Origin of the sequence: Rahnella sikkimica, assembly GCF_002951615.1 — a bacterium.
In the GTDB taxonomy this organism is placed as follows: domain Bacteria; phylum Pseudomonadota; class Gammaproteobacteria; order Enterobacterales; family Enterobacteriaceae; genus Rahnella; species Rahnella sikkimica.
In genome coordinates this window covers 4,397,236-4,419,812 of record NZ_CP019062.1, presented here as the reverse complement: position 1 = coordinate 4,419,812, position 22,577 = coordinate 4,397,236, and the positions used below count along the sequence as shown (strand labels likewise).

Sequence of the window (22,577 nt, the reverse complement as noted above, 5' to 3'; positions counted from 1 at the left end):
ATGCTTACCAATTTTCAGTTACCGGCTGGCGCACGCATTGCGCCGGCGTTTACCCTGAAGGTAAAAAACAAAGTCCTGGAAGAGAATATTTCCAGCCGTATCATCAGTTTATCGGTGACGGATAACAGCGGTTTTGTGGCAGATACTCTGAATCTTTCTTTCGACGACAGCGATGGGCAGTTGCAGATGCCCGCACGAGGAACCGTTTTGCATTTGCATCTCGGGTGGTCGAAGCTGGCGTTATACGACTGCGGCTATTTTACCGTCGACACGGTGACGTATTCCGGCGCACCGGACATCATCACAGTCACAGCCCGCAGCGCAGACCTGAGTGGTTCCTTTGATACCAAACTCAGCCAGTCCTATGACGATTACACACTGGGCGCGATCGTTAGTATCATTTCTGCACGAAATAAACTCACCCTTCCGGTGATCCCGGAGGAGCTTAACAGCATCAAAATTTCGCACATCGATCAGACGAACGAAGCCGACAGCTATTTCCTGACCCGGCTGGCGCAAAGCTACGGTGCCCAGGTAACAGTCAAAAACGGTTCGATCATTTTCTATAAAACCAGCGTCGGGCGAACCGCGTCCGGACAGGCGTTGCCCTGGAGAACCATTGAGCGCAGCGATGGTGATAAATACGCCTTTAAATTGGTGGATCAACTGGCGTATGACGGTGTGAAAGCGCAATGGCACGACGTCAAAACGGCGACCACAAGCAACGTCGATCTCAAAAGAACCGCCGCCCAGAAAAAAGAGGGTGCAGAGATGAGCTATATCGCGGGTAAAAATCAAAACCCTCTTCAGTTGAGTAAAATTTACCCTGATGAGGAAACGGCAAAGCGAGCGGCTGATTCTGTGTTTAACCAAATCCAGAACGACTCGTCTTCCTTCACTATCCAGCTGGCATTGGGGCGAGCAGACCTGAGCGCGCAAACGCCGATCAATGTACAAGGTTTTAAGGAGGTTATTGATAATGAAAATTGGGTCATTAACTCGGCAAAACATGACATCAATGCCAAAGGGTTTACCACGACATTGGATTTGAAGCTATATATTGCAGACATCACCTATCAATCTTCAATATCACAATTATAACTTGCTTTTGCGAGTTACGAATTTCATAATGACCTCATCGCTTACCTGTCATGCCGGAGGTTTTTATGATGCATTGCCCGCTGTGTGGAAAAGTCGCTCATACCCGTTCAAGCCGCTATCTGAGTGAATCGACCAAAGAACGTTATCATCAGTGCCAGAACATTGAATGCAGCTGCACGTTTGCCACCCACGAATCCGTCGCCCGGGTTATCTCTAAACCCGGCAGCCAGCGCCCTGCTGCGTAGTCAATTTGTAGTCACTGAACACAAAAAAAGGGGTTAGCCGATGGCTAACCCCTTGTTCTCTATTAACTAGTCGATGTCGCGTTAGCGATACCTTAGTTAAGACGCTCTTTGATACGAGCTGACTTACCAGTACGCTCACGCAGGTAGTACAGTTTAGCTTTACGAACGGCACCACGACGTTTAACAGTAATGCTGTCGATTACTGGGGAGTGAGTCTGGAATACACGCTCAACACCTTCGCCGTTAGAAATTTTGCGAACAGTGAATGCAGAGTGCAGACCGCGGTTACGAATAGCGATAACCACGCCCTCGAATGCCTGCAGACGCTTTTTAGAACCTTCAACGACCCATACCTTAATTTCCAGGGAATCACCTGGACGGAATGCAGGTACGTCTTGCTTCATCTGCTCTTGTTCGATTTGTTTAATGATATTGCTCATAATATGTCTCTTACCCTAGGTAAACTGATATATCGGGAGGGCTCAGCGTAACGCTCAAGCGTTCCCTTCATAGTTTTGTTGACTGAGTCGATGTTCCTTTTGGAACTCTCTCAGCAACACCTCTTGCTCGTCAGTCAGAGCTAGGTTTTCCAGAAGTTCAGGTCTTCTAAGCCAGGTTCGACCCAGCGACTGTTTCAGGCGCCAGCGACGTATATCAGCGTGGTTTCCCGACAGTAAAACTGGCGGAACTTCCATGCCTTCCAACACTTCAGGGCGGGTATAGTGGGGGCAATCGAGCAATCCGTCAGCGAAAGAATCTTCTTCTGCTGAAGCCTGACGACCCAGAACGCCCGGTATAAAGCGGGAAACTGAATCAATCAGAGTCATTGCCGGTAACTCTCCACCGCTGAGAACATAATCGCCAATTGACCATTCTTCATCAATTTCGGTTTTGATTACGCGCTCATCAATCCCTTCGTAACGACCACAAACCAGAATAATTTTCTGATGGGCCGCCAGTTCACACACACCGGTTTGATCCAGTTTGCGTCCCTGAGGTGAAAGATAAATCACTTTCACACCTTCGCCTGCCGCTGCTTTTGCTGCATGAATAGCTTCCCGTAAAGGTTGCACCATCATCAGCATGCCGGGACCACCGCCGTAAGGGCGCTCGTCCACGGTTCGATGTCGATCGTATGCGAAGTCACGAGGACTCCAGCAATTTACGCTCAACAGGCCATTTTTAACTGCCCGGCCAGTTACCCCGTAATCGGTGATTGCGCGGAACATCTCAGGAAACAGGCTAATTATACCAATCCACATAGCCTACCCCTTTCGAATGCTTTATCGCTCAACCCATCGTTGTTTACATCAGTAAACGTTACGGAGGTCAAAAACCAGGATCCCAATCTACTTCAACAGTGCGAGTAGCGAGATCGACTTTCTTGATAACCTGCCCATCGAGGAACGGAATCAACCGCTCCTTGAGTCCGAAGGCATCTTTCAGGTTGGCTTTGACTACCATCACATCGTTAGAACCGGTTTCCATCATATCGATGATTTTGCCCAGTTCGTAACCGGAAGTTGTCACTACCTGGCAACCAAAAAGGTCTTTCCAGTAGTAGTCACCGTCTTCCAGTGTAGGTAGCTGCTTTGAATCGACGACAATTTCGCAATTGGTCAGAAGATTCGCCGCATCCCGATCATCAACGCCTTTGACTTTGATAATCAGGTCCTGAGTGTGGCGTTTCCAGCCTTCCAGCTCGACAACTTGCCACTTACCGGCACGCTGGATAAACCAGGGCTGGTATTCGAAGATGCTTTCAGCGTCTTCGGTGGATGAAAACACTCTGAGCCAACCACGAATGCCGTACGTTGAACCCATTTTGCCGAGGACTAACGGCTCAGCGGGTACCACTGGATTGGATTGCTTGCTCATTGCCACCACCGCGACAGATTAAGCTGCTTTCTTAGCGTCTTTGATCAGCGAAGAAACGCGATCAGAAACAGTTGCACCCAGATCTACCCAATGGGTAATACGATCCAAGTCCAGACGCAGTGCTTCAGCCTGGCCAGAAGCCAATGGGTTGAAGAAACCTACGCGTTCGATGAAACGACCGTCACGAGCGTTGCGGCTGTCGGTCACTACTACTTGATAAAATGGACGCTTTTTTGCGCCGCCACGTGCTAAACGAATTGTTACCATAACATCCTCTATAGTTAATAAAACAACCAGACCCCATCGGGGAACGGGGTCTGGTTGCAATATAAAAAAGCCCGAAAATTTTACTCATTTTGGCGCAAAAAGCAATCAAAAGCGTAAAGCGCTCAGACCGCAGTTTACATGAGCCGCCTATGTGGCTGATATATAGACAGTGATGTCGATTAACGGCCCGGGAAACCTGGTGGCATCATACCCTTCATGCCACGCATCATTTTCGCCATGCCGCCATTCTTCATTTTCTTCATCATGCGCTGCATATCGTCGAACTGCTTGAGTAAGCGGTTAACGTCCTGCACCTGCATGCCGGAACCCAGCGCGATACGGCGCTTGCGGGAACCTTTAATAATTTCTGGTTTGGCGCGTTCTTTCATCGTCATCGAGTTGATGATCGCTTCCATCCGCACCAGAACCTTGTCGTCCATCTGAGATTTGACGTTGTCAGGCAACTGGCCCACGCCTGGCAATTTGCTCATCATGCTCGCCATGCCGCCCATATTGCGCATTTGCTTGAGCTGCTCGAGGAAGTCGGTCAGATCAAAGCCATCGCCTTTCTTGAGCTTATTGGCCAGTTTCTCAGCCTGCGCGCGGTCAACTTTGCTCTCAATATCTTCGATAAGAGAGAGCACATCGCCCATGCCCAAAATACGGGACGCGATACGATCAGGGTGGAACGGCTCCAGGGCATCGTTTTTTTCACCCATACCCAAGAATTTAATCGGTTTGCCGGTGATGTGACGAATCGACAACGCGGCACCGCCACGGGCGTCACCGTCGACTTTCGTCAGGATCACACCGGTCAGCGGCAGCGCTTTGTTAAACGCCTTGGCGGTATTCGCCGCATCCTGGCCGGTCATCGCATCAACCACAAACAGCGTTTCTACCGGATTAATCGCGGCATGAACCTGCTTGATTTCGTCCATCATCGCTTCGTCGACATGTAAACGGCCGGCGGTATCGACAATCAGAACGTCGTAGAATTTCAGTTTTGCCTGTTGCAGGGCGCGGGTGACGATATCCACCGGTTTTTCCTGCGCGTCGGACGCGAAGAAATCCACTTCAACTTGCTGCGCCAGGGTTTCCAGCTGTTTAATCGCCGCAGGGCGATAAACGTCGGCGGACACGACCAACACTTTTTTCTTTTTCTTTTCTTTCAGGAATTTTGCCAGTTTACCGACGCTGGTTGTTTTACCGGCACCTTGTAAACCCGCCATCAGAACGACAGCCGGCGGCTGTGCCGCTAAGTTGAGCTCGGTATTCGCCTCGCCCATCGCGGTTTCCAGTTCTTTCTGGACAATTTTGACGAATTCCTGACCCGGCGTCAGACTCTTATTGACCTCATGGCCAACAGCGCGATCTTTCACCCGGTTAATGAAGTCGCGAACCACCGGCAACGCAACGTCCGCTTCCAGTAACGCCATGCGGACTTCACGTAACGTCTCTTTGATATTTTCTTCGGTCAGCCGCCCGCGGCCGCTGATATTGCGCAGTGTGCGCGACAATCGATCGCTTAAATTCTCAAACATCGTCTCTTGCTCAACGTAATGACAGGCCGCTTTTGCGACGTAATTGCGGGATTATAACACGAAGCGCGGACGATCTCTGCTTTGGCATCTCAGATAGGTTGGAGCGTGACGCGGGTAACGTTATACTGCGATTCTCATTCACTTTTCGATGCTACCGAACGCTATGTCAGTTTTTGCTCTCGTCGCCATGTTGGCCTATCTGCTCAGCCTTGCACTGATCATTCCGAGCATCATCCGGAAGAACAGCGCATACCGGCGTTTAGCACTGATTTCCGTTGTTATCGCGCTAATTTGTCACGCTTTAACATTGCAGGAACGCATCTTCGACGTCAGCACCGGGCAAAACCTGAGCCTGGTCAATATCGGTTCGGTCGTGAGTCTGATTATCGGCACAGTGATGACCATTGTCGCTTCGCGTAACCGCGGCTGGTTTATTTTGCCGATTGTGTACAGCTTTTCGCTGATCAACCTCGCGTTTGTCACTTTCCTGCCGGGCGAATTCATTACGCACCTGGAAGAAAGCAAAGGCTTGCTGGTGCACATTGGCCTGGCACTGTTCTCTTACGCGACGCTGATGATTGCTGCACTGTACGCGCTTCAGCTGGCGTGGCTCGATTATCAACTGAAGAACAAACGGCTGACGTTCACGGCGGATATGCCTCCGCTGATGACCATCGAACGTAAATTATTTCACATCACCCAGATTGGCGTCATTTTACTGACGCTGACGCTGTGCACCGGATTACTGTATCTGAACAACCTGTTCAGCCCGGAGAATATCGACAAGGCCGTCTTATCGATACTGGCATGGTTCGTTTATATCGTCCTGCTGTGGGGGCATTATCACGAAGGCTGGCGTGGCCGCCGCGTGGTATGGTTCAGCATGGCTGGCGCCATCTTACTGACTCTTGCCTATTTTGGCAGCCGCCTGATCCAACAAATCATGGTTCACTAATCAAAAGGAATACCCGTTGGAGCACGTCTCGACAACAACCCTGATCATCACATTGATCATCATGGTGGTGGTTTCGGCTTATTTTTCAGCCTCTGAAACCGGTATGATGACACTCAACCGTTACCGGTTACGTCACCTGGCCAAACAAGGTAATCGCGGAGCGCGTCGCGTCGAAAAGCTGTTAAAACGCCCGGACCAGCTGATCAGTCTCGTGCTCATCGGCAACAACCTGGTCAACATTCTTGCTTCCGCTCTGGCAACGATTGTGGGTATCCGTCTGTATGGCGATGCCGGCGTGGCAATTGCGACCGGCGTGCTGACTTTCGTGGTTCTGCTGTTTGCTGAAGTTCTGCCGAAAACCTTCGCAGCGCTCAATCCTGAACGTGTCGCTTTCCCGAGCAGCATTTTATTGCGTCCGCTGCAGAAAATCATGATGCCACTGGTGTGGATCCTGAACAGCCTTTCTCGCCTGCTGATGCGCATGTTTGGTATCCAAACCACAGCCAGCCTGAGCGATGCCGTGAGCAAAGAAGAGCTGCGTACCATCGTAAATGAATCGCGCTCGCAAATTTCCCGCCGTAATCAGGACATGCTGCTGTCTGTTCTGGATCTCGAAAAAGTGTCCGTTGATGACATCATGGTACCGCGCAATGAAATCGTCGGTATCGACATTAACGACGACTGGAAGTCGATCATCCGCCAGCTCACGCACTCGCCGCATGGCCGCATTGTGCTTTACCGCGACTCGCTTGATGATGCGATCGGCATGTTGCGTTTACGCGAAGCGTACCGCCTGATGACCGAGAAGAAAGAATTCACCAAAGAAAACCTGCTCCGGGCCGCCGACGAGATTTACTACATTCCGGAAGGTACACCGCTGAACATTCAGTTGGTGAAATTCCAGCGGAATAAAAAGAAAGTGGGCATTGTGGTTGATGAGTACGGCGATATTCAGGGGCTGGTAACCGTCGAAGATATTCTTGAAGAGATCGTCGGCGATTTCACGACGTCGATGTCACCAACGCTGGCGGAAGAAGTCACGCCGCAAAGCGACGGTTCTGTGCTGATTGAAGGCAGTGCAAACGTTCGTGAGCTGAACAAAGCCTTTAACTGGAATCTTCCCGATGACGGCCCGAGAACGATCAACGGTATGTTGCTGGAAGTACTAGAAGAGATCCCCAAAATCGGGACTAACTTGCGCATTGAGGATTATGAAGTCGAAATTCTTGATGTGCAGGATAACATGATCAAACAGGTTCAGGTACGACCGCTGCGCCCTTTACAGAGCACTGTAAACCAACACTAATCCATTGAATGAAAGACATAAAAAAGACGCGATGAACGCGTCTTTTTTTACCTGCAACTCGCTAAAACTAGATGTGCAGTTCGGACAGTTTTTCTTTTGGCAGAGCCAGATCATCATTACGGTTCACGACAACGTCATGATCGAGAATGTGTTGCGCGATTTCCTGAGCTTCTTTCAGGGAATGCATCTCGAAAGTACCGCACTGATATTCATTCAGCTCAGGGATTTGACGCTGTTCTTTCACTTTCAGAACATCCGCCATCGCCGCTTTCCAGGCATCAGCCACAAACTGCTCTTCCGGTACACCGATCAGGCTCATGTAGAAACCTGTACGGCAGCCCATTGGCGAAATATCAATGATCTCTACGCCGTTGCCATTCAGGTGGTTACGCATGAAACCTGCGAACAGGTGCTCCAGCGTATGAATACCGCGTTCAGGCATCACTTCAATATTCGGGCGGCAGAAGCGCAGATCGAACACAGTGATGGTATCCCCGTGCGGGGTTTTCATGGTTTTTGCGACGCGGACAGCAGGTGCTGCCATACGGGTATGGTCTACGGTAAAGCTATCCAACAGTGGCATATCGTCACCTCTCCTAAATAAATTAATTTTTTTTACGAACTCAGGAAACCTTTTCCCAGCATGCGGGTCTTAATTAGTGAAAGACGCGCATTTGTTATCATCATCCCTGTAAACAGAGATGTTTATTTGGCCACATTGATTGTGGCCTTTTTCTTTTCTACTCTTCGGTACTGCCTGCATTTGCAGCCAGATATTCTTCAAAGCTTAGAGTATCACCCGCTTCCAATGCGCGCTGACGCTGCCATGAACCATCCTGCTCCGCCATTAATGCACTGGCATCAAGAACTTCCAGCGGTTCACTCACCAGCATCTGACGATACCTTTCTGCCAGTTCCAGCCCGAGGCTGCCCACGCCGCCCTGCTGCTTCAGATCTTTGAGGATCCGCGCGGAATACGTCAGTTCAGGATCATCAAACGCGGCCACAAGTTCTTTGCAGACATCCTGATAAAGGTGATCGCCGTTCTGCTCGTCCATAACCTGCGCCACACGGCTCAGGTCAGCAAACAATGCATTCCCGACGCTGACCAGCGGCTTACGCTCATCGTTGCAACCGATACCAATCGTCTGACCTGGTTTGCGGCCTTCGAGGATCACGCGGTTCCAGTTTTTTCGCGTACAAAGCAGCTCATCACTGTTCATTTCCGGTGCGTCCGCTAAGGCACACCATACCAAAAACAGATCGAGGAAACGCGCCTGGGTCGCATCGATGCCCACAGGAGAGAACGGATTGACGTCCAGCGAACGGACTTCAATGTATTCGATCCCGCCGCGCATCAGTGCGTCAGAGGGGGTTTCACCTGATTTAGTGACCCGCTTAGGACGGATTGGCGCATAAAGTTCGTTCTCGATCTGTAACACATTGGTGTTCAGCTGCAGGTATTTCCCGTCTTTCTTCACGCCCATTTCCGCGTATTCCGCAGAAGGAGTATGAATCGCTCTCTTCACACCTTTAACGTACGTTTCCAGATCGTTAAACGTGATCCCCAGATTGCTCTGTGATTTGTTGGTATAACCCAGATCACTCAGACGCAGCGAGGTGGCGTACGGCAGATAACACAATCCGGCATCGGTATATTCAAACGGCAGATCGGTTTCACGCCCTTTCAGGAAGGATTTACAGATCGCCGGCGACGCACCAAACAGATACGGGATCACCCAGCCAAAGCGGTAATAATTGCGGATCAGTTTAAAGTAGCCCGCTGAAATCGCTTCTTTCCCGCTTTCAACATCCGTAACACCCAAACGTTCCTGCCAGAAAGACAGCGGCAGAGAGAAATTATAATGGATGCCCGAAATCACCTGCATCAGCGCGCCGTAACGATTCTTCAGGCCTTCGCGATACAGGGTTTTGAAACGTCCGACATTCGACGAACCGTACTGCGCCAGCTCGATATCCTGCCCGGATTCGATGAAGCACGGCATGCTGAACGGCCACATGCGTTCATCACCCAATTCACGGGCGACGTGACGGTGAATGTCACGCAGAAACGCCATCAGATGCTCAATATTGTCATCGACGGGAGTAATAAATTCTAATAAGGCTTCAGCAAAATCGGTCGTGATCCAGCGATGCGTCAAAGCCGCACCCAGGGACTCAGGGTGTCCCGTTGTCGCCAGTGAACCATCAGCGTTAACACGAAGCGTTTCACGCTCGATACCGCGACGAATACCTTTTAATGCCTGAGGATGGGCTTCCAACCAGGAAAGCGCCTGAGATACATCCGGGATCAAATTGACCTCCCGCTCGGTGAAACCATTAATTTGCAAGCATACTGAGTCTGCATAGATGTGACCATAATTGATAACTGATGCCAATCTAAGCGAACCATGAAAGCCCCTGTAACGTCACAACAGTCAACACGATGTAACGCACGGCCTTTCCAATCAACATGAAAAAGACCACCGGACCCCACGGCATTCGCAGCCAACCTGCTAACACGCACAACACATCGCCAATCACCGGCAACCAGCTCAGCAACAATGCTGCCGATCCAAAACGCTTCAGCCAGTTCTGAGCAACATCAAGTCCGCGTTGCGGTTTGAGTTGCGGCACAAAGCGTCCGATGATGACGTTGGTTATGCCACCTAAGGTATTGCCAACAGTTGCAGACAAAACCAGTGCCGCTGGCATTGCGCTGCCAGCTGACAATAAAGCGACTAATAAGACTTCTGAATTTCCGGGCAATAATGTCGCGCTGAGAAAACTGCTGCCAAATAATGAAGCTAACGCCACCACACTGCTCACAGCGTACGCACGTCCACAAAATCCATATTGGCACGCCGGGCTGCCTCAATACCAAAATCTGCGTCTTCAAAAACAACGCATTTCTCAGGAGGCACGCCGATTAACTCAGCGCAGCGTAAAAAGGTGTCTGGTGCAGGTTTGTGGTTTTGCACATCATTCGCGCCCACAATCGCATCAAAGCAATCGCGCAGCCCTAAATGACGCAACAACGCATCCGCCATCCCGTGCTCGCTGCCCGTCCCGACTGCCATTGGCCGGCGGCCATGATAAGCCTTCACGACATCTATTAGTGCCAAAGGACGCACGGCATCAAACAGCATTTCCTGCACGGCAGCGGTTTTCTCTGCGGCAAGAAGATGAGGATCCATTTCGACGTTATTGCTGTCGATAACAAACCGGGCAATGTGCCAGGTTGGAGAACCATTCAGAGCGACCATGGATTCGACATCATAATGCATGCTGTATTTGGTCAATACCTGATGCCATGCCTTACGGTGCGTAGGTTCTGTATCCAATAGGGTGCCATCCATATCAAATATTAGCCCTTCGTATCGATCGTACATCGAATGCTCCATGATCACGAAAAAACAGGAAAACTACTTTATCGCAAAGTCTGACGAAAGTCGCATTTTGTCCGCATCTACAGCACATCCGAACACGTCAGAAAAATCAGGGAAATAAAAAAGAAGGGAGGGAAATCAAAGAGGAAAAGCAGAAAGCAAAAAACCCGCCGAAGCGGGTTTTTCTAATACCGTATGAGCTAAATCATTTCGGCATCTTGAATATGGTGCACCCAGGAAGATTCGAACTTCCGACCGCTCGGTTCGTAGCCGAGTACTCTATCCAGCTGAGCTATGGGTGCATTGGGGTCGAACTGAGTTGTTTCGGAAAATACTAAGAGGAAGAATGGTGCACCCAGGAAGATTCGAACTTCCGACCGCTCGGTTCGTAGCCGAGTACTCTATCCAGCTGAGCTATGGGTGCATTTTGATTCTTACTGCAGATTTACCTAACCATTTTTCCGTACTACATCGGCTTTCGCCTTTGCCCATCGCGCTCATTTGATTGCAAATCAACATACGCTTTGAAAAGTATGGTGCACCCAGGAAGATTCGAACTTCCGACCGCTCGGTTCGTAGCCGAGTACTCTATCCAGCTGAGCTATGGGTGCATTTTAAATGGCGGTGAGGCGGGGATTCGAACCCCGGATGCAGCTTTTGACCGCATACTCCCTTAGCAGGGGAGCGCCTTCAGCCTCTCGGCCACCTCACCATACGCCTCTTGCGAGTGTGCTGACTAACTTTGTTCAAGCTCATCGGCACTGCGTGGCGCACATATTACTTTCTGGCCCTTATAAGTCAAACCCTTTTTTCCTAACAATCACCCGTTTGGACATTTCACGCGCAACCTGAGCAGTTTGAAGGCAAAAACAGGACTAAAAGGTCAAAAAAAAGACTTAGTTTTTAAAGAAAGACAGGTTTAAGGGAAGACGCAGAAAGAAAATGAAAACCAGGGAGGCTGTAAAATAAGGGGAGAAAAATCAAAAACGGGAACAAAGGAAGTTCAGCGCCTCGCCATCGGCGAGACGCCTCGTAAATCAGAAACTCGTCTGTTGAGATTTTTCAGCCTGGATACGCTGGTAGATCTCTTCACGGTGAACAGAAACCTCTTTTGGCGCATTCACACCAATACGCACCTGATTACCTTTAACACCTAAAACGGTAACAGTCACCTCATCGCCAATCATGAGGGTTTCACCAACTCGGCGAGTTAGAATAAGCATTCTTTGCTCCTTGAATAATTAAAAGAGTCGGGTCTCTCAGTTTCCCGGCCATTATCTATCATAAGCAGGTAAAACGTAAGCCATGACCCCCTACATAAACTGTAAGCGACCTGCAACTCAAGCCAGATACTTTCAGTTTAGCCGATATCATCATTGCCGCGACTTTTATCGCGAGGCTTACCCTGCCATTAAGACCGAAAACACCATATTGCACAACACATTATGGCGTTTTCCAGGTTAGCTATTTATTTCTTATTACAGCCTGGATTCAACCCAGGCTTCTACCGTTGCCAGTGCAGCCGGTAATGCCTGTACGTCACTTCCCCCTGCCTGCGCCATATCAGGACGACCACCGCCTTTGCCGCCCACCTGCTGGGCAACAGAAGCAATAAGATCCCCTGCTTTAACGCGATCAGTCAGATCTTTCGTGACACCAGCAATCAGGCTAACTTTATCGTCAGCAATGGTTGCCAGAACAATAATCACTGAGCCCAACTGATTTTTCAGGTCATCAACCATCGTACGCAGAATTTTAGGCTCTACGTTATCCAGCTGACGAACCAGCAGTTTAACGCCTTTCACTTCTTTCGCCTGGCTGGAAAGTGAAGCACTCTCCTGCGCGGCTTGTTGCCCTTTCACCTGCTGAAGTTCTTTTTCCAGCACGCGGGAACGCTCAATCAGAGTACGGATTTTATCGGTAATGCTGTTCACATCACCTTTTACCATGTGCGCAACATCTTGCAGCAAATCACTTTGCTGATGCAGAGCATGAATGGCGTTTTCACCGGTAATGGCTTCTATACGGCGAACACCTGCCGCCGTGCCTGACTCGCTCTGAATACGGAACAGACCGATATCACCGGTACGGCTGGCGTGAGTACCGCCGCACAACTCGGTGGAGAAATCACCCATGGTCAGCACACGAACGCTGTCTTCGTATTTCTCACCAAAGAGCGCCATCGCGCCTTTTTCTTTTGCGTCATCCAGATCCATGATGGTGGTCTGAATGGGCAAATTTCGGCGAATTTGCGCGTTCACCAGATCTTCGACCTGACGAATTTCTTCCGGTTTCATCGCTTCGAAATGCGAGAAGTCGAAACGCAGATAGTTATCGTTAACCAGCGAACCTTTCTGAGCAACGTGTTTGCCCAGGACCTGACGCAGTGCAGCGTGCAGCAAGTGAGTCGCGGAGTGATTCAGACGAATACGTTCGCGGCGCTCAACGTCAACTTCGGCTTCAACGCTGTCGCCAATGCTCAGTTTGCCTGCGTTCAGCGAGCCCTGATGACCAATGGCTTTGCCATATTTTTGGGTATCAGAAACCGCGAAAGTGCCCGCCGTCGTTTTCAGGATGCCTTTATCGCCAACCTGACCGCCAGACTCGCCGTAGAATGGTGTGTCATCCAGAACGACGATAGCATTATCGCCCGCCTGGATTTCATTTACAGGCTGACCATTGATGAACAGCGCAACGACTTTAGACTGACGTTGCAGATGTTCATAACCGGAGAACTGCGTAACACCGTCAACGCGCACCATGCTGTTGTAGTCCGCGCTGAAACCGCTGGACTCGCGCGCACGACGACGCTGAACTTCCATCGCTTTCTCGAAACCGACTTCGTCAACTTTCAAGTTGCGCTCGCGGCACACGTCCGCTGTCAGATCCAGCGGGAAACCAAAGGTGTCGTACAAACGGAAAGCAATCTCACCGTCCAGCGTATCGCCTTTTAGAGAAGACAATTCGTCATCCAACAGCGCCAGACCGCGCTCCAGAGTACGGGCAAATTGCTCTTCTTCGGTTTTCAGCAACTGCTCAACCATGGCTTGCTGTTCTTTCAGCTCTGCCGCCGCCGGGCCCATCACGTCAATTAATGGAGCAACCAGTTTGTAGAAGAAGGTGTCTTTCGCGCCCAGCATGTTGCCGTGGCGGATCGCACGACGAATGATACGACGCAGCACGTAGCCACGGTTTTCATTCGAAGGGATCACGCCGTCTGCAATCAGGAATGCGCAAGAACGGATATGGTCAGCGATAACCCGCAGAGATTTGCTGGTCAGATCGGTCGCGCCAGTCACATCAGCAACGGCGGCGATCAGTTTCTGGAACAGATCGATGTCATAGTTTGAGTTCACATGCTGCATAACAGCGGTGATACGCTCAAGTCCCATCCCGGTATCGACGGAAGGTTTAGGCAATGGCAGCATGGTGCCGTCAGATTGACGGTTGAACTGCATGAACACGATGTTCCAGATTTCGATGTAACGGTCGCCATCTTCTTCAGCAGATCCCGGAGGACCGCCCCAGATGTGGTCGCCATGATCGAAGAAAATTTCGGTGCAAGGACCGCAAGGACCGGTGTCACCCATCTGCCAGAAGTTGTCAGAAGCGTAAGCGCCGCCTTTATTATCGCCAATGCGGATAATACGCTCTTTTGGAACGCCAACTTCTTTTTCCCAGATTTCAAATGCTTCGTCATCAGTCTCATAGACGGTGACCCAAAGCTTCTCTTTCGGCAAATTGAACCAGTTTTCGCCGGTCAGTAATTCCCAGGCGTAGTTGATTGCGTCATGCTTGAAGTAATCGCCAAAGCTGAAGTTGCCCAGCATTTCGAAGAAGGTGTGGTGACGGGCGGTGTAGCCGACGTTTTCGAGGTCGTTGTGTTTACCACCAGCACGCACACAACGTTGAGATGTGGTGGCACGGCTGTAATCGCGTTTATCCAAACCGAGGAAAACGTCTTTAAATTGGTTCATCCCGGCATTGGTAAACAACAGTGTCGGATCGTTTGTCGGGACAAGCGAACTGCTTGAAACAACGTTGTGTCCCTTACTCTGGAAGAAATCGAGAAACGCTTGACGGATCTCAGCGGTGCTCTTGCTCATAAATATCCCGGAATCATGCTGGAAGAACGGCTCTTGAGCCGGATCACGCTGCATATGGCAGCAATCTGTACAGCTCACGAACGAAAAAGTGCGGATAAGATAAAATTTCTGCGCGGGGAAGTAAAATACCGTATGCGGTCAATCGTCAAAATCGCGATAAATCGACTGTATTTCTTCCTGAAAGAAACCCCGATAGAGTAAATAACGCAAAACTTTCGATTTTTCTTTCCAGTCTTTCGGTAAATTTTCTCCAAACTTTCTGACGGCAATATCCCGCGCCAGAACACACCAGTCAACCTCCGTTTCCTCCAGTGCTGTCGATATGATTTCTTTATCGACACCTTTTTGCAGTAATTCCGAACGAATGCGTTGTGCGCCGTAGCCTTTGTTGCTGCGGCCGGAAATGTAGCGACTGGCAAATTTGGCATCATCAAGCCAGTGATGCTGATAGCAATAGTCGATTACCGCCTGAACGTGTTCCTCCAGGATTTCTTCCGGTACAGGGCGTGGCTCCGGACGCACTTTTACCGGATTGTCTTCATCAAATGCATTATCGTCTGGTCGTTTACGTGAAGGCCAGCGACTTTGTTTATTCTGGGGTTTTACAAAGGGGACTGGTGGGATAAGCAGTTTACGACGTAGTTCAGCTTCACCATGATCACGCTGAGACAACAGGCGCATCGCACGGCTGATCAGTGTATTAATTTTCGCCGCACTCTCATCTTTTTCCTGAGGCGCAAACAGCGTGGATTCACTGCTTTGTTCAACTTCTTCAAGAAGTCGTTTCAGATCGATGACATTTTGACTGGATGCTTTTTCACTGGACATCAGGGTCCCTCAGATATGCAAAATGCCAGCCTGAAACCAGGCTGGCATTTTAGATCGACTGTGACTTCAGACAACCGCGAAATTAAAACTCTTCGCTGGTTTCCACGTTGTCATCAGCGTCTTCCGCTGTCGTGGCAACGCTCAGTTCACCGTTACCGTTCAACAGCATGTCACGCAGTTTTTTATCCAGCTCAGCAGCGATTTTCGGGTTTTCTTTGAGATAGTTGCAAGAGTTCGATTTACCCTGACCAATTTTCTCACCGTTATAGCTGTACCATGCACCGGCTTTCTCGACCAATTTGTGCTTAACGCCTAAATCGATCAACTCACCGTTAATGTTGATGCCTTCACCGTATAAGATCTGGAATTCAGCTTGTTTAAATGGCGCAGCAATTTTGTTCTTCACCACTTTCACGCGGGTTTCGCTACCGATCACCACGTCGCCTTCTTTGATAGCGCCGATACGACGGATATCCAGACGAACAGAAGCATAGAATTTCAGTGCGTTACCGCCGGTGGTGGTTTCCGGGTTACCGAACATCACACCGATTTTCATACGGATCTGGTTGATGAAGATCAGCAAGGTGTTGGCGTTTTTCAGGTTACCTGCGAGTTTACGCATTGCCTGGCTCATCATACGTGCCGCGAGGCCCATGTGAGAGTCACCAATTTCACCTTCGATTTCAGCTTTAGGCGTCAATGCAGCCACGGAGTCGACGATGATAACGTCAACCGCCCCTGAACGGGTCAGCGCGTCACAAATTTCCAGCGCCTGCTCACCGGTATCCGGCTGAGAACACAGCAGATTATCGATATCTACGCCCAATTTCTTAGCGTAGATAGGGTCCAGTGCGTGCTCCGCATCGATGAACGCACAGGTTTTGCCTTCGCGCTGTGCAGCAGCGATAACCTGCAAGGTCAGCGTCGTTTTACCGGAAGATTCCGGCCCGTAGATTTCGACGATACGGCCCATCGGCAAACCGCCAGCGCCTAACGCGATATCCAGAGACAAAGAGCCGGTAGAGATCGTTTCCACGTCCATAGAGCGATCTTCACCCAGACGCATGATGGAGCCTTTACCGAATTGCTTTTCAATCTGGCCCAGTGCTGCAGCTAACGCTTTTTGCTTGTTCTCATCAATAGCCATTTTTACTCCTCGTCTGATACAGGGGAACATCCAACCTGCATCACTGAATATAATTTATGTACAGGTAATTGGCAGTAATTATACTGTATGCTCATACAGTATCAAGCCTAATTTTACAGAAACTCAGATAACGCAGTTTGTAGCGAAAAAACAGCAGCTTGCAAACGCACCGCTTCGCGATCGCCAGAAAATTGTTGTTTTACCGTCACAACACGTCCGTCTTTTCCGGCAAAACCAAACCAGACGGTTCCCACGGGTTTTTCTTCAGAACCCCCGTCAGGCCCGGCAATACCGCTGACGGACACCGCAATATCGGCTCCCGCCGCATGCAAAACGCCCTGCGCCATTTCATGCACGACCTGCTCGCTTACCGCACCATACTGCTCCAGCGTCGTTTCGGAAACACCCAGTAATTCATGCTTGGAAGCATTGCTGTAGGTGACGAAACCGCGATCAAACCAGGCTGAGCTTCCGGCTATGTCCGTGATGGCCTTGGCAATTAATCCGCCGGTACAAGATTCCGCGCAGGTGATCCACAATCCCTGAGATTTAAGCTCAGTGCCGATTTCTGCACTCAATTCACGTAAACGTTTTTCGTCCATATTCCATCCTGGCGGGTCAGCTGAATTCAACCTGATGTTAGCATTTCTCTTTCGCTGTGTGAGTCCCGTCGGTGTATTTTGCGCGATGTATTCAGAATTGGAATAAAAGGCAAAAAGAAGGGCCACACTAGGCGGCCCTCCGTAATAAAGCAGAAAATCAGGCTCAGCGCGCCGCTTTTACCGCCTCACCCAACTGCCAGACCGCCATCGCGTAGTGCACGCTGTGGTTGTAACGGGTGATGGTGTAGAAGTTCGGCAACCCGTACCAGTACTGATAACTGGTGCCCATATCCAGCCGCAGAAGGCTGGCTTCCTGATAACCACCCAGCGAACCCAGCGGGCTGAGTCCTGCCGCAGTCAGCGTATAAAGCGGATATTTCGTCTTGAAGCCATTCTCAAGCAATGGCGCCTGTCCTGTGGCCGGCACGGCAATTGGCGCACCTTTCGTCCATCCGTGTGCTTTGAAGTAGTTGGCTACACTGCCGATAGCATCCACCGGATCCCACAAATTAGCATGGCCATCACCGTTAAAGTCCACGGCATAATCTTTATAAGAGGATGGCATGAACTGGCCGTACCCCATCGCGCCGGCAAACGAACCGCGCAGACTCAGCGGATCATCCCCTTCACGACGGGACATCAGCAGGAAGGTTTCCAGCTCGCCGGAGAAATAATCCGCCCGACGCGGATAGGCAAAGGATAAGGTCGCCAGCGCGTCAATAATGCGGGTTTTACCCATTACGCGGCCCCAGCGGGTTTCAACGCCGATAATACCGACAATGATTTCCGGCGGAACCCCGTAAACCTGCTCCGCACGTTGCAACGCATCCTGATACTGATTCCAGAACACGACGCCATTCTGGACGTTATCCGGCGTAATAAATTTGCTGCGATAGCGGTTCCATGCGCCATTCGGCACAGTTGACGGCCCGCCAGACGGTGCCTGCTGATCCATCAGACGCAATACAAAATCCAGACGCTTAGTCTGCGCCAATACGTCATGCAGTTGCTGGCGGTCAAAACCATGCTCGCTGACCATTTTGTCCACAAACCGGTTCATGGCCGGATCGTAAGCAAAGTCCCCGGTCTGCGCAGCGCCTGTATGTTCAGGTTGCAACAGAAATCCCCCGCCGGGCGTTGAATTGCCGCTGGCATTTCTTCCGTCAGAGAAAGGGTTGCGCGGGCCTTCAGGCTGAGCCTGAGGCTTATTACTGCTACAAGCAGAAAGTGTTAAAACCAGGGGGAGAATGACTGCCAGGAGGCGCATCGGATATCCGTAACCATGCAATAAAAGAGGTGGTGATATGGTAGAGCATTATCAGGGTCGAAAAAACTGAAAATCACCGTATTTACACCGATGCATGAAGATCCGGAACCCAATGAATTGCGGGGCATTACGCAACTTCAAAACGCAGCGTGGTTTTTTACCTCTACTCACGTTAGGATCCGTTGTAAAGTCGTTGCCCCGGGCGGTACGAGCCAACAGGATGATTTAAAATTGAATGAAATCAAGAATAAAAGCAGTGATATGAGCGGGCTGGATGCTCACACTCCCATGATGCAGCAGTACCTGCGTCTCAAGGCGGAGAACCCGGAAGTTCTGCTGTTCTATCGTATGGGGGACTTCTACGAACTGTTTTATGACGACGCAAAACGTGCGTCTCAGCTGATGGATATTTCCCTGACCAAACGCGGTGCTTCGGCAGGCGAACCGATTCCGATGGCCGGCGTGCCTTATCATGCTGTTGAAGGTTATCTGGCCAAGCTGGTGCAACTGGGCGAATCCGTCGCCATCGCTGAACAGATTGGCGATCCGGCGCTGAGCAAAGGCCCGGTTGAGCGCAAAGTTGTGCGTATCGTGACACCCGGCACAGTCAGTGATGAAGCCCTGCTGAGTGAGCGTCATGACAACCTGCTGGCAGCTATCTGGCAGGACGGACGTGGGTTTGGCTACGCTACGCTGGATATCAGCTCCGGTCGCTTTCGTGTCGCCCAGCCAGACGATCTGGAAACCATGGCCGCTGAGCTACAGCGGACAAATCCGGCAGAACTCCTGTACCCGGAAAGTTTTGAAGCCATGCCGCTTATCGCTTCCCGTCGCGGCCTGCGCCGTCGTCCGATGTGGGAATTTGAGCTCGAAACCGCAAAGCAACAGCTGAATCTCCAGTTCGGCACCCGCGATCTGAGCGGGTTTGGCGTAGAACAGGCTACCCAGGCACTGCGCGCTGCCGGATGTCTGCTGCAATATGTCAAAGATACCCAGCGTACCGCCCTGCCGCATATCCGTGGCGTGACCATGGAGCGCCAGCAGGACGGCATCATTATGGATGCGGCGACGCGCCGTAATCTGGAACTGACACAAAATCTGGCCGGTGGCGTGGAAAATACGCTGGCGGCAGTCCTGGATCAGGCCGTCACACCGATGGGCAGCCGTATGCTTAAACGTTGGATCCACATGCCAAGCCGCGACATCAAAATGCTGACCCAACGTCAGCAGGCAATCGGCGCATTACAGGATCTGACCGCAGACTTGCAGCCTGTCCTTCGTCAGGTCGGCGATCTCGAACGTATTCTGGCGCGCCTTGCCCTGCGCAGCGCCCGGCCACGCGATCTCGCCCGCATGCGTCATGCGTTACAGCAACTGCCGGAAATCCGTGGGATTTTGCAAGATGCTGACGCCGAACATGTCGCTACGTTGGTGGAGCAAACCGGTGAATTTACAGAGCTGGTCGAACTGCTCGAACGTGCGGTTGTTGAAGCCCCGCCGGTTCTGGTGCGTGACGGCGGTGTGATTTCGCCGGGCTATAACACGGAACTGGACGAATGGCGCGCACTGGCCGACGGCGCAACAGACTATCTTGACCGGTTGGAAATTCGTGAACGCGAAAAGCTGGGACTGGAAACGCTGAAGGTCGGGTTTAACGGTGTGCACGGTTATTACATCGAGGTAAGCCGCCGCCAGAGCCATCTTGTTCCTATTCATTATGTCCGCCGGCAGACGCTCAAAAACGCCGAGCGCTATATCATTCCTGAACTGAAAGAGTACGAAGATAAGGTTCTGACGTCCAAAGGCAAAGCCCTGTCGCTGGAGAAAGCGCTGTACGAAGAGCTGTTCGATTTGCTGATGCCGCATCTGTCAGCTTTGCAGCAAAGCGCCAGCGCACTGGCCGAGCTGGATGTTCTGAGTAATCTTGCAGAACGTGCCTACACGCTCAGTTACACCTGCCCGACGATGAGCGAGAAACCCGGCATCAACATTACCGGTGGCCGCCATCCGGTGGTTGAACAGGTACTGAAAGAACCGTTTATTTCCAACCCGCTGAACATGTCTCCGGTGCGACGAATGCTCATCATTACCGGTCCGAATATGGGCGGTAAAAGTACCTATATGCGTCAGGCGGCGCTGATTGTCCTGATGGCGCATATCGGCAGCTACGTTCCTGCGGATACAGCGGTCATTGGCCCCGTAGATCGGATATTTACCCGCGTCGGCGCGGCTGATGATCTGGCTTCCGGCCGTTCGACCTTCATGGTGGAAATGACCGAAACCGCGAACATCCTGCATAACGCCACGGAAAACAGCCTGGTGCTGATGGATGAAATCGGGCGCGGCACCTCGACCTACGACGGTTTGTCCCTTGCCTGGGCGTGCGCCGAGAATCTGGCCAGCCGCATTAAAGCCATGACGCTGTTCGCGACCCATTATTTCGAGCTGACGACGCTGCCGGAAAAAATGGAAGGTACGGTCAACGTTCACCTTGATGCCATTGAACACGGCGATACCATTGCCTTTATGCACAGCGTGCAGGATGGCGCAGCCAGCAAAAGTTACGGTCTGGCCGTCGCGGCGCTGGCCGGTGTTCCGCGTGACGTCATCAAGCGTGCGCGCCAGAAACTGAAAGAGCTGGAAACGTTGTCCAACAACGCCGCCGCCAGCAAAGTGGATGGCCCGCAACTGGCGTTGCTGGCAGAAGAAGTCTCGCCTGCGGTTGAAGCGCTGGAAGCTCTGGATGCAGATTCTCTGTCGCCGCGTCAGGCGCTGGAATGGATTTACCGTCTGAAAGATATGGTGTAAAAGCCGCGCCACGGGCGGCAGAAATGAAAAACGGTGGGGATTAACCCACCGTTTTTGTTTGATATCGAACGGTCTTTCCGGCGAACAGTTTTTTCCGACGAAGAGTTATTCGCAGAACAAGTTACTCGCGGAACAGTGCTTCGATGCTCAGCCCTTGCCCCTGCAGGATTTCACGCAGGCGACGCAGACCTTCTACCTGAATCTGACGAACACGTTCACGTGTCAGGCCAATCTCACGACCCACATCTTCCAGCGTTGCTGCTTCATAACCTAACAGGCCGAAACGGCGCGCCAGAACTTCACGCTGTTTTGCATTCAACTCGAATAACCACTTCACGATACTCTGTTTCATATCGTCGTCTTGCGTGGTGTCTTCCGGGCCGTTGTCTTTTTCATCCGCCAGAATATCTAACAGCGCTTTCTCTGAGTCACCGCCCAACGGGGTATCTACAGAGGTAATACGCTCATTCAGGCGCAACATACGGCTGACGTCATGTACCGGTTTGTCGAGTTGCTCAGCAATCTCTTCGGCACTCGGTTCATGGTCCAGTTTATGTGCAAGCTCGCGTGCGGTACGCAGATAAACGTTCAGTTCTTTAACGATGTGAATGGGCAAACGAATGGTACGGGTTTGATTCATGATCGCCCGTTCAATCGTCTGACGGATCCACCATGTTGCATAGGTAGAGAAACGGAAGCCGCGCTCAGGGTCAAATTTTTCAACCGCACGGATCAGACCCAGGTTACCTTCCTCGATCAAATCCAGCAGTGCCAAACCGCGATTACTGTAGCGGCGGGCAATTTTAACCACCAAACGCAGGTTACTTTCAATCATACGGCGGCGGGAAGGGACATCTCCCCGCAACGCGCGACGTGCAAAATAAACTTCCTCTTCTGCGGTCAGCAGAGGGGAATAACCGATTTCACCGAGATACAGTTGAGTGGCGTCCAGCACACGTTGGCTTACAGCCTGCGACAACAATTCTTCTTCAGCATCGTTGTCGGCAGTCTCTTCGACTATTGCTTTCTCGTCAAAGGCTTCAGCGCTGTTCTCATCGAAATCAACATCATCATGTAACTCGTTAACTTTCAGCGTATTCTGACTCATAAGCTGCTCCTACCCGTGGTCCCGAGGGC

At 51.1% G+C, this 22,577-nt stretch carries 21 protein-coding genes and 4 tRNA genes; 5 read left to right on the top strand and 20 right to left on the bottom strand.

The window, feature by feature from the left end:
- Positions 1-1,101 (top strand): contractile injection system protein, VgrG/Pvc8 family, encoded by a 1,101-nt coding sequence (locus BV494_RS20425; protein ID WP_104924475.1) that lies wholly within the window; start codon positions 1-3, stop codon positions 1,099-1,101.
- A gap of 65 nt (positions 1,102-1,166) precedes the next feature.
- Positions 1,167-1,346 carry an ogr/Delta-like zinc finger family protein gene (locus tag BV494_RS20420; protein WP_104924474.1) on the top strand — a complete coding sequence of 60 codons (180 nt, stop codon included), beginning with the start codon at positions 1,167-1,169 and terminating at the stop codon, positions 1,344-1,346.
- A gap of 92 nt (positions 1,347-1,438) precedes the next feature.
- Here BV494_RS20420 and rplS read toward each other — a convergent pair whose 3' ends face one another.
- From rplS to ffh, 5 genes are all read right to left on the bottom strand, one after another.
- Entirely contained in the window at positions 1,439-1,786 is a 348-nt protein-coding gene (gene rplS, locus BV494_RS20415; RefSeq protein WP_013574038.1) for a 50S ribosomal protein L19, read from the bottom strand.
- A 54-nt stretch (positions 1,787-1,840) separates the two neighbouring features.
- On the bottom strand, positions 1,841-2,608 hold the full coding sequence (trmD, locus tag BV494_RS20410) for a tRNA (guanosine(37)-N1)-methyltransferase TrmD (RefSeq protein WP_104924473.1): 768 nt from the start codon (positions 2,606-2,608) through the stop codon (positions 1,841-1,843).
- A gap of 67 nt (positions 2,609-2,675) precedes the next feature.
- Complete coding sequence (gene rimM, locus BV494_RS20405) at positions 2,676-3,224, bottom strand: ribosome maturation factor RimM (protein WP_104924472.1); 549 nt, start codon at positions 3,222-3,224, stop codon at positions 2,676-2,678.
- 18 nt (positions 3,225-3,242) lie between these two features.
- Complete coding sequence (rpsP, locus tag BV494_RS20400) at positions 3,243-3,491, bottom strand: 30S ribosomal protein S16 (protein WP_104924471.1); 249 nt, start codon at positions 3,489-3,491, stop codon at positions 3,243-3,245.
- A gap of 179 nt (positions 3,492-3,670) precedes the next feature.
- Complete coding sequence (gene ffh, locus BV494_RS20395; protein WP_104924470.1) at positions 3,671-5,032, bottom strand: signal recognition particle protein; 1,362 nt, start codon at positions 5,030-5,032, stop codon at positions 3,671-3,673.
- Positions 5,033-5,195: 163 nt separating this feature from the next.
- Between ffh and BV494_RS20390 the strand changes: the two genes are divergently transcribed.
- Both BV494_RS20390 and BV494_RS20385 read left to right on the top strand, forming a co-directional pair.
- Complete coding sequence (locus BV494_RS20390; RefSeq protein WP_104924469.1) at positions 5,196-5,987, top strand: cytochrome C assembly family protein; 792 nt, start codon at positions 5,196-5,198, stop codon at positions 5,985-5,987.
- A 16-nt stretch (positions 5,988-6,003) separates the two neighbouring features.
- Positions 6,004-7,293 carry an HlyC/CorC family transporter gene (locus BV494_RS20385; RefSeq protein WP_104924468.1) on the top strand — a complete coding sequence of 430 codons (1,290 nt, stop codon included), beginning with the start codon at positions 6,004-6,006 and terminating at the stop codon, positions 7,291-7,293.
- 67 nt (positions 7,294-7,360) lie between these two features.
- Here the strand turns inward: BV494_RS20385 and luxS are convergent, their stop codons facing one another.
- The 14 genes from luxS to mltB all read right to left on the bottom strand — a co-directional run bounded on the left by luxS (position 7,361) and on the right by mltB (position 18,632).
- Complete coding sequence (gene luxS, locus BV494_RS20380; protein ID WP_104924467.1) at positions 7,361-7,876, bottom strand: S-ribosylhomocysteine lyase; 516 nt, start codon at positions 7,874-7,876, stop codon at positions 7,361-7,363.
- A gap of 157 nt (positions 7,877-8,033) precedes the next feature.
- On the bottom strand, positions 8,034-9,608 hold the full coding sequence (gshA, locus tag BV494_RS20375; protein WP_104924466.1) for a glutamate--cysteine ligase: 1,575 nt from the start codon (positions 9,606-9,608) through the stop codon (positions 8,034-8,036).
- 85 nt (positions 9,609-9,693) lie between these two features.
- Positions 9,694-10,122 (bottom strand): YqaA family protein, encoded by a 429-nt coding sequence (locus BV494_RS20370; RefSeq protein ID WP_104924465.1) that lies wholly within the window; start codon positions 10,120-10,122, stop codon positions 9,694-9,696.
- Positions 10,119-10,685 (bottom strand): fructose-1-phosphate/6-phosphogluconate phosphatase, encoded by a 567-nt coding sequence (yqaB, locus tag BV494_RS20365; RefSeq protein WP_104924464.1) that lies wholly within the window; start codon positions 10,683-10,685, stop codon positions 10,119-10,121. Before yqaB ends, BV494_RS20370 begins: the two co-directional genes overlap by 4 nt.
- A 222-nt stretch (positions 10,686-10,907) precedes the next feature.
- Positions 10,908-10,984, bottom strand: a tRNA-Arg gene (locus tag BV494_RS20360).
- Positions 10,985-11,029: 45 nt separating this feature from the next.
- Positions 11,030-11,106, bottom strand: a tRNA-Arg gene (locus BV494_RS20355).
- A gap of 110 nt (positions 11,107-11,216) precedes the next feature.
- A tRNA-Arg gene (locus tag BV494_RS20350) sits at positions 11,217-11,293 on the bottom strand.
- An 8-nt stretch (positions 11,294-11,301) separates the two neighbouring features.
- Positions 11,302-11,394 (bottom strand) — tRNA-Ser (locus BV494_RS20345).
- 325 nt (positions 11,395-11,719) lie between these two features.
- Positions 11,720-11,905 (bottom strand): carbon storage regulator CsrA, encoded by a 186-nt coding sequence (gene csrA, locus BV494_RS20340; protein WP_009639031.1) that lies wholly within the window; start codon positions 11,903-11,905, stop codon positions 11,720-11,722.
- Between the two features lie 255 nt (positions 11,906-12,160).
- The gene (gene alaS / locus BV494_RS20335; RefSeq protein ID WP_104924463.1) at positions 12,161-14,788 is read right to left on the bottom strand and encodes an alanine--tRNA ligase; all 2,628 of its coding nucleotides are present in this window, start codon (positions 14,786-14,788) and stop codon (positions 12,161-12,163) included.
- 138 nt (positions 14,789-14,926) lie between these two features.
- Positions 14,927-15,493 (bottom strand): recombination regulator RecX, encoded by a 567-nt coding sequence (recX, locus tag BV494_RS20325; RefSeq protein ID WP_192938184.1) that lies wholly within the window; start codon positions 15,491-15,493, stop codon positions 14,927-14,929.
- Between the two features lie 205 nt (positions 15,494-15,698).
- On the bottom strand, positions 15,699-16,763 hold the full coding sequence (gene recA, locus BV494_RS20320; protein WP_104924460.1) for a recombinase RecA: 1,065 nt from the start codon (positions 16,761-16,763) through the stop codon (positions 15,699-15,701).
- A gap of 113 nt (positions 16,764-16,876) precedes the next feature.
- On the bottom strand, positions 16,877-17,365 hold the full coding sequence (pncC, locus tag BV494_RS20315; RefSeq protein ID WP_104924459.1) for a nicotinamide-nucleotide amidase: 489 nt from the start codon (positions 17,363-17,365) through the stop codon (positions 16,877-16,879).
- Positions 17,366-17,528: 163 nt separating this feature from the next.
- Positions 17,529-18,632 (bottom strand): lytic murein transglycosylase B, encoded by a 1,104-nt coding sequence (gene mltB / locus BV494_RS20310; protein WP_104924458.1) that lies wholly within the window; start codon positions 18,630-18,632, stop codon positions 17,529-17,531.
- 261 nt (positions 18,633-18,893) lie between these two features.
- On the opposite strand from mltB, the gene mutS reads away from it, so the two are divergent.
- Positions 18,894-21,440: a DNA mismatch repair protein MutS gene (mutS, locus tag BV494_RS20305; RefSeq protein WP_104924859.1), complete on the top strand. Its 2,547-nt coding sequence runs from the start codon at positions 18,894-18,896 to the stop codon at positions 21,438-21,440.
- A gap of 121 nt (positions 21,441-21,561) precedes the next feature.
- Here mutS and rpoS read toward each other — a convergent pair whose 3' ends face one another.
- Complete coding sequence (gene rpoS, locus BV494_RS20300) at positions 21,562-22,548, bottom strand: RNA polymerase sigma factor RpoS (protein ID WP_095923512.1); 987 nt, start codon at positions 22,546-22,548, stop codon at positions 21,562-21,564.
- Positions 22,549-22,577 lie beyond the last annotated feature (29 nt).

Bases quoted from the DNA above. Each gene is read 5' to 3' on its own strand.
- mutS (WP_104924859.1), top strand. From the start codon at position 18,894: ATGAGCGGGCTGGATGCTCACACTCCCATGATGCAGCAGTACCTGCGT.
- BV494_RS20420 (WP_104924474.1), top strand. From the start codon at position 1,167: ATGATGCATTGCCCGCTGTGTGGAAAAGTCGCTCATACCCGTTCAAGC.
- pncC (WP_104924459.1), bottom strand. From the start codon at position 17,365: ATGGACGAAAAACGTTTACGTGAATTGAGTGCAGAAATCGGCACTGAG.
- trmD (WP_104924473.1), bottom strand. From the start codon at position 2,608: ATGTGGATTGGTATAATTAGCCTGTTTCCTGAGATGTTCCGCGCAATC.
- yqaB (WP_104924464.1), bottom strand. From the start codon at position 10,685: ATGTACGATCGATACGAAGGGCTAATATTTGATATGGATGGCACCCTA.
- csrA (WP_009639031.1), bottom strand. From the start codon at position 11,905: ATGCTTATTCTAACTCGCCGAGTTGGTGAAACCCTCATGATTGGCGAT.
- rpoS (WP_095923512.1), bottom strand. From the start codon at position 22,548: ATGAGTCAGAATACGCTGAAAGTTAACGAGTTACATGATGATGTTGAT.
- alaS (WP_104924463.1), bottom strand. From the start codon at position 14,788: ATGAGCAAGAGCACCGCTGAGATCCGTCAAGCGTTTCTCGATTTCTTC.
- rimM (WP_104924472.1), bottom strand. From the start codon at position 3,224: ATGAGCAAGCAATCCAATCCAGTGGTACCCGCTGAGCCGTTAGTCCTC.
- recA (WP_104924460.1), bottom strand. From the start codon at position 16,763: ATGGCTATTGATGAGAACAAGCAAAAAGCGTTAGCTGCAGCACTGGGC.
- mltB (WP_104924458.1), bottom strand. From the start codon at position 18,632: ATGCGCCTCCTGGCAGTCATTCTCCCCCTGGTTTTAACACTTTCTGCT.
- BV494_RS20425 (WP_104924475.1), top strand. From the start codon at position 1: ATGCTTACCAATTTTCAGTTACCGGCTGGCGCACGCATTGCGCCGGCG.
- luxS (WP_104924467.1), bottom strand. From the start codon at position 7,876: ATGCCACTGTTGGATAGCTTTACCGTAGACCATACCCGTATGGCAGCA.
- BV494_RS20390 (WP_104924469.1), top strand. From the start codon at position 5,196: ATGTCAGTTTTTGCTCTCGTCGCCATGTTGGCCTATCTGCTCAGCCTT.
- rpsP (WP_104924471.1), bottom strand. From the start codon at position 3,491: ATGGTAACAATTCGTTTAGCACGTGGCGGCGCAAAAAAGCGTCCATTT.
- ffh (WP_104924470.1), bottom strand. From the start codon at position 5,032: ATGTTTGAGAATTTAAGCGATCGATTGTCGCGCACACTGCGCAATATC.
- rplS (WP_013574038.1), bottom strand. From the start codon at position 1,786: ATGAGCAATATCATTAAACAAATCGAACAAGAGCAGATGAAGCAAGAC.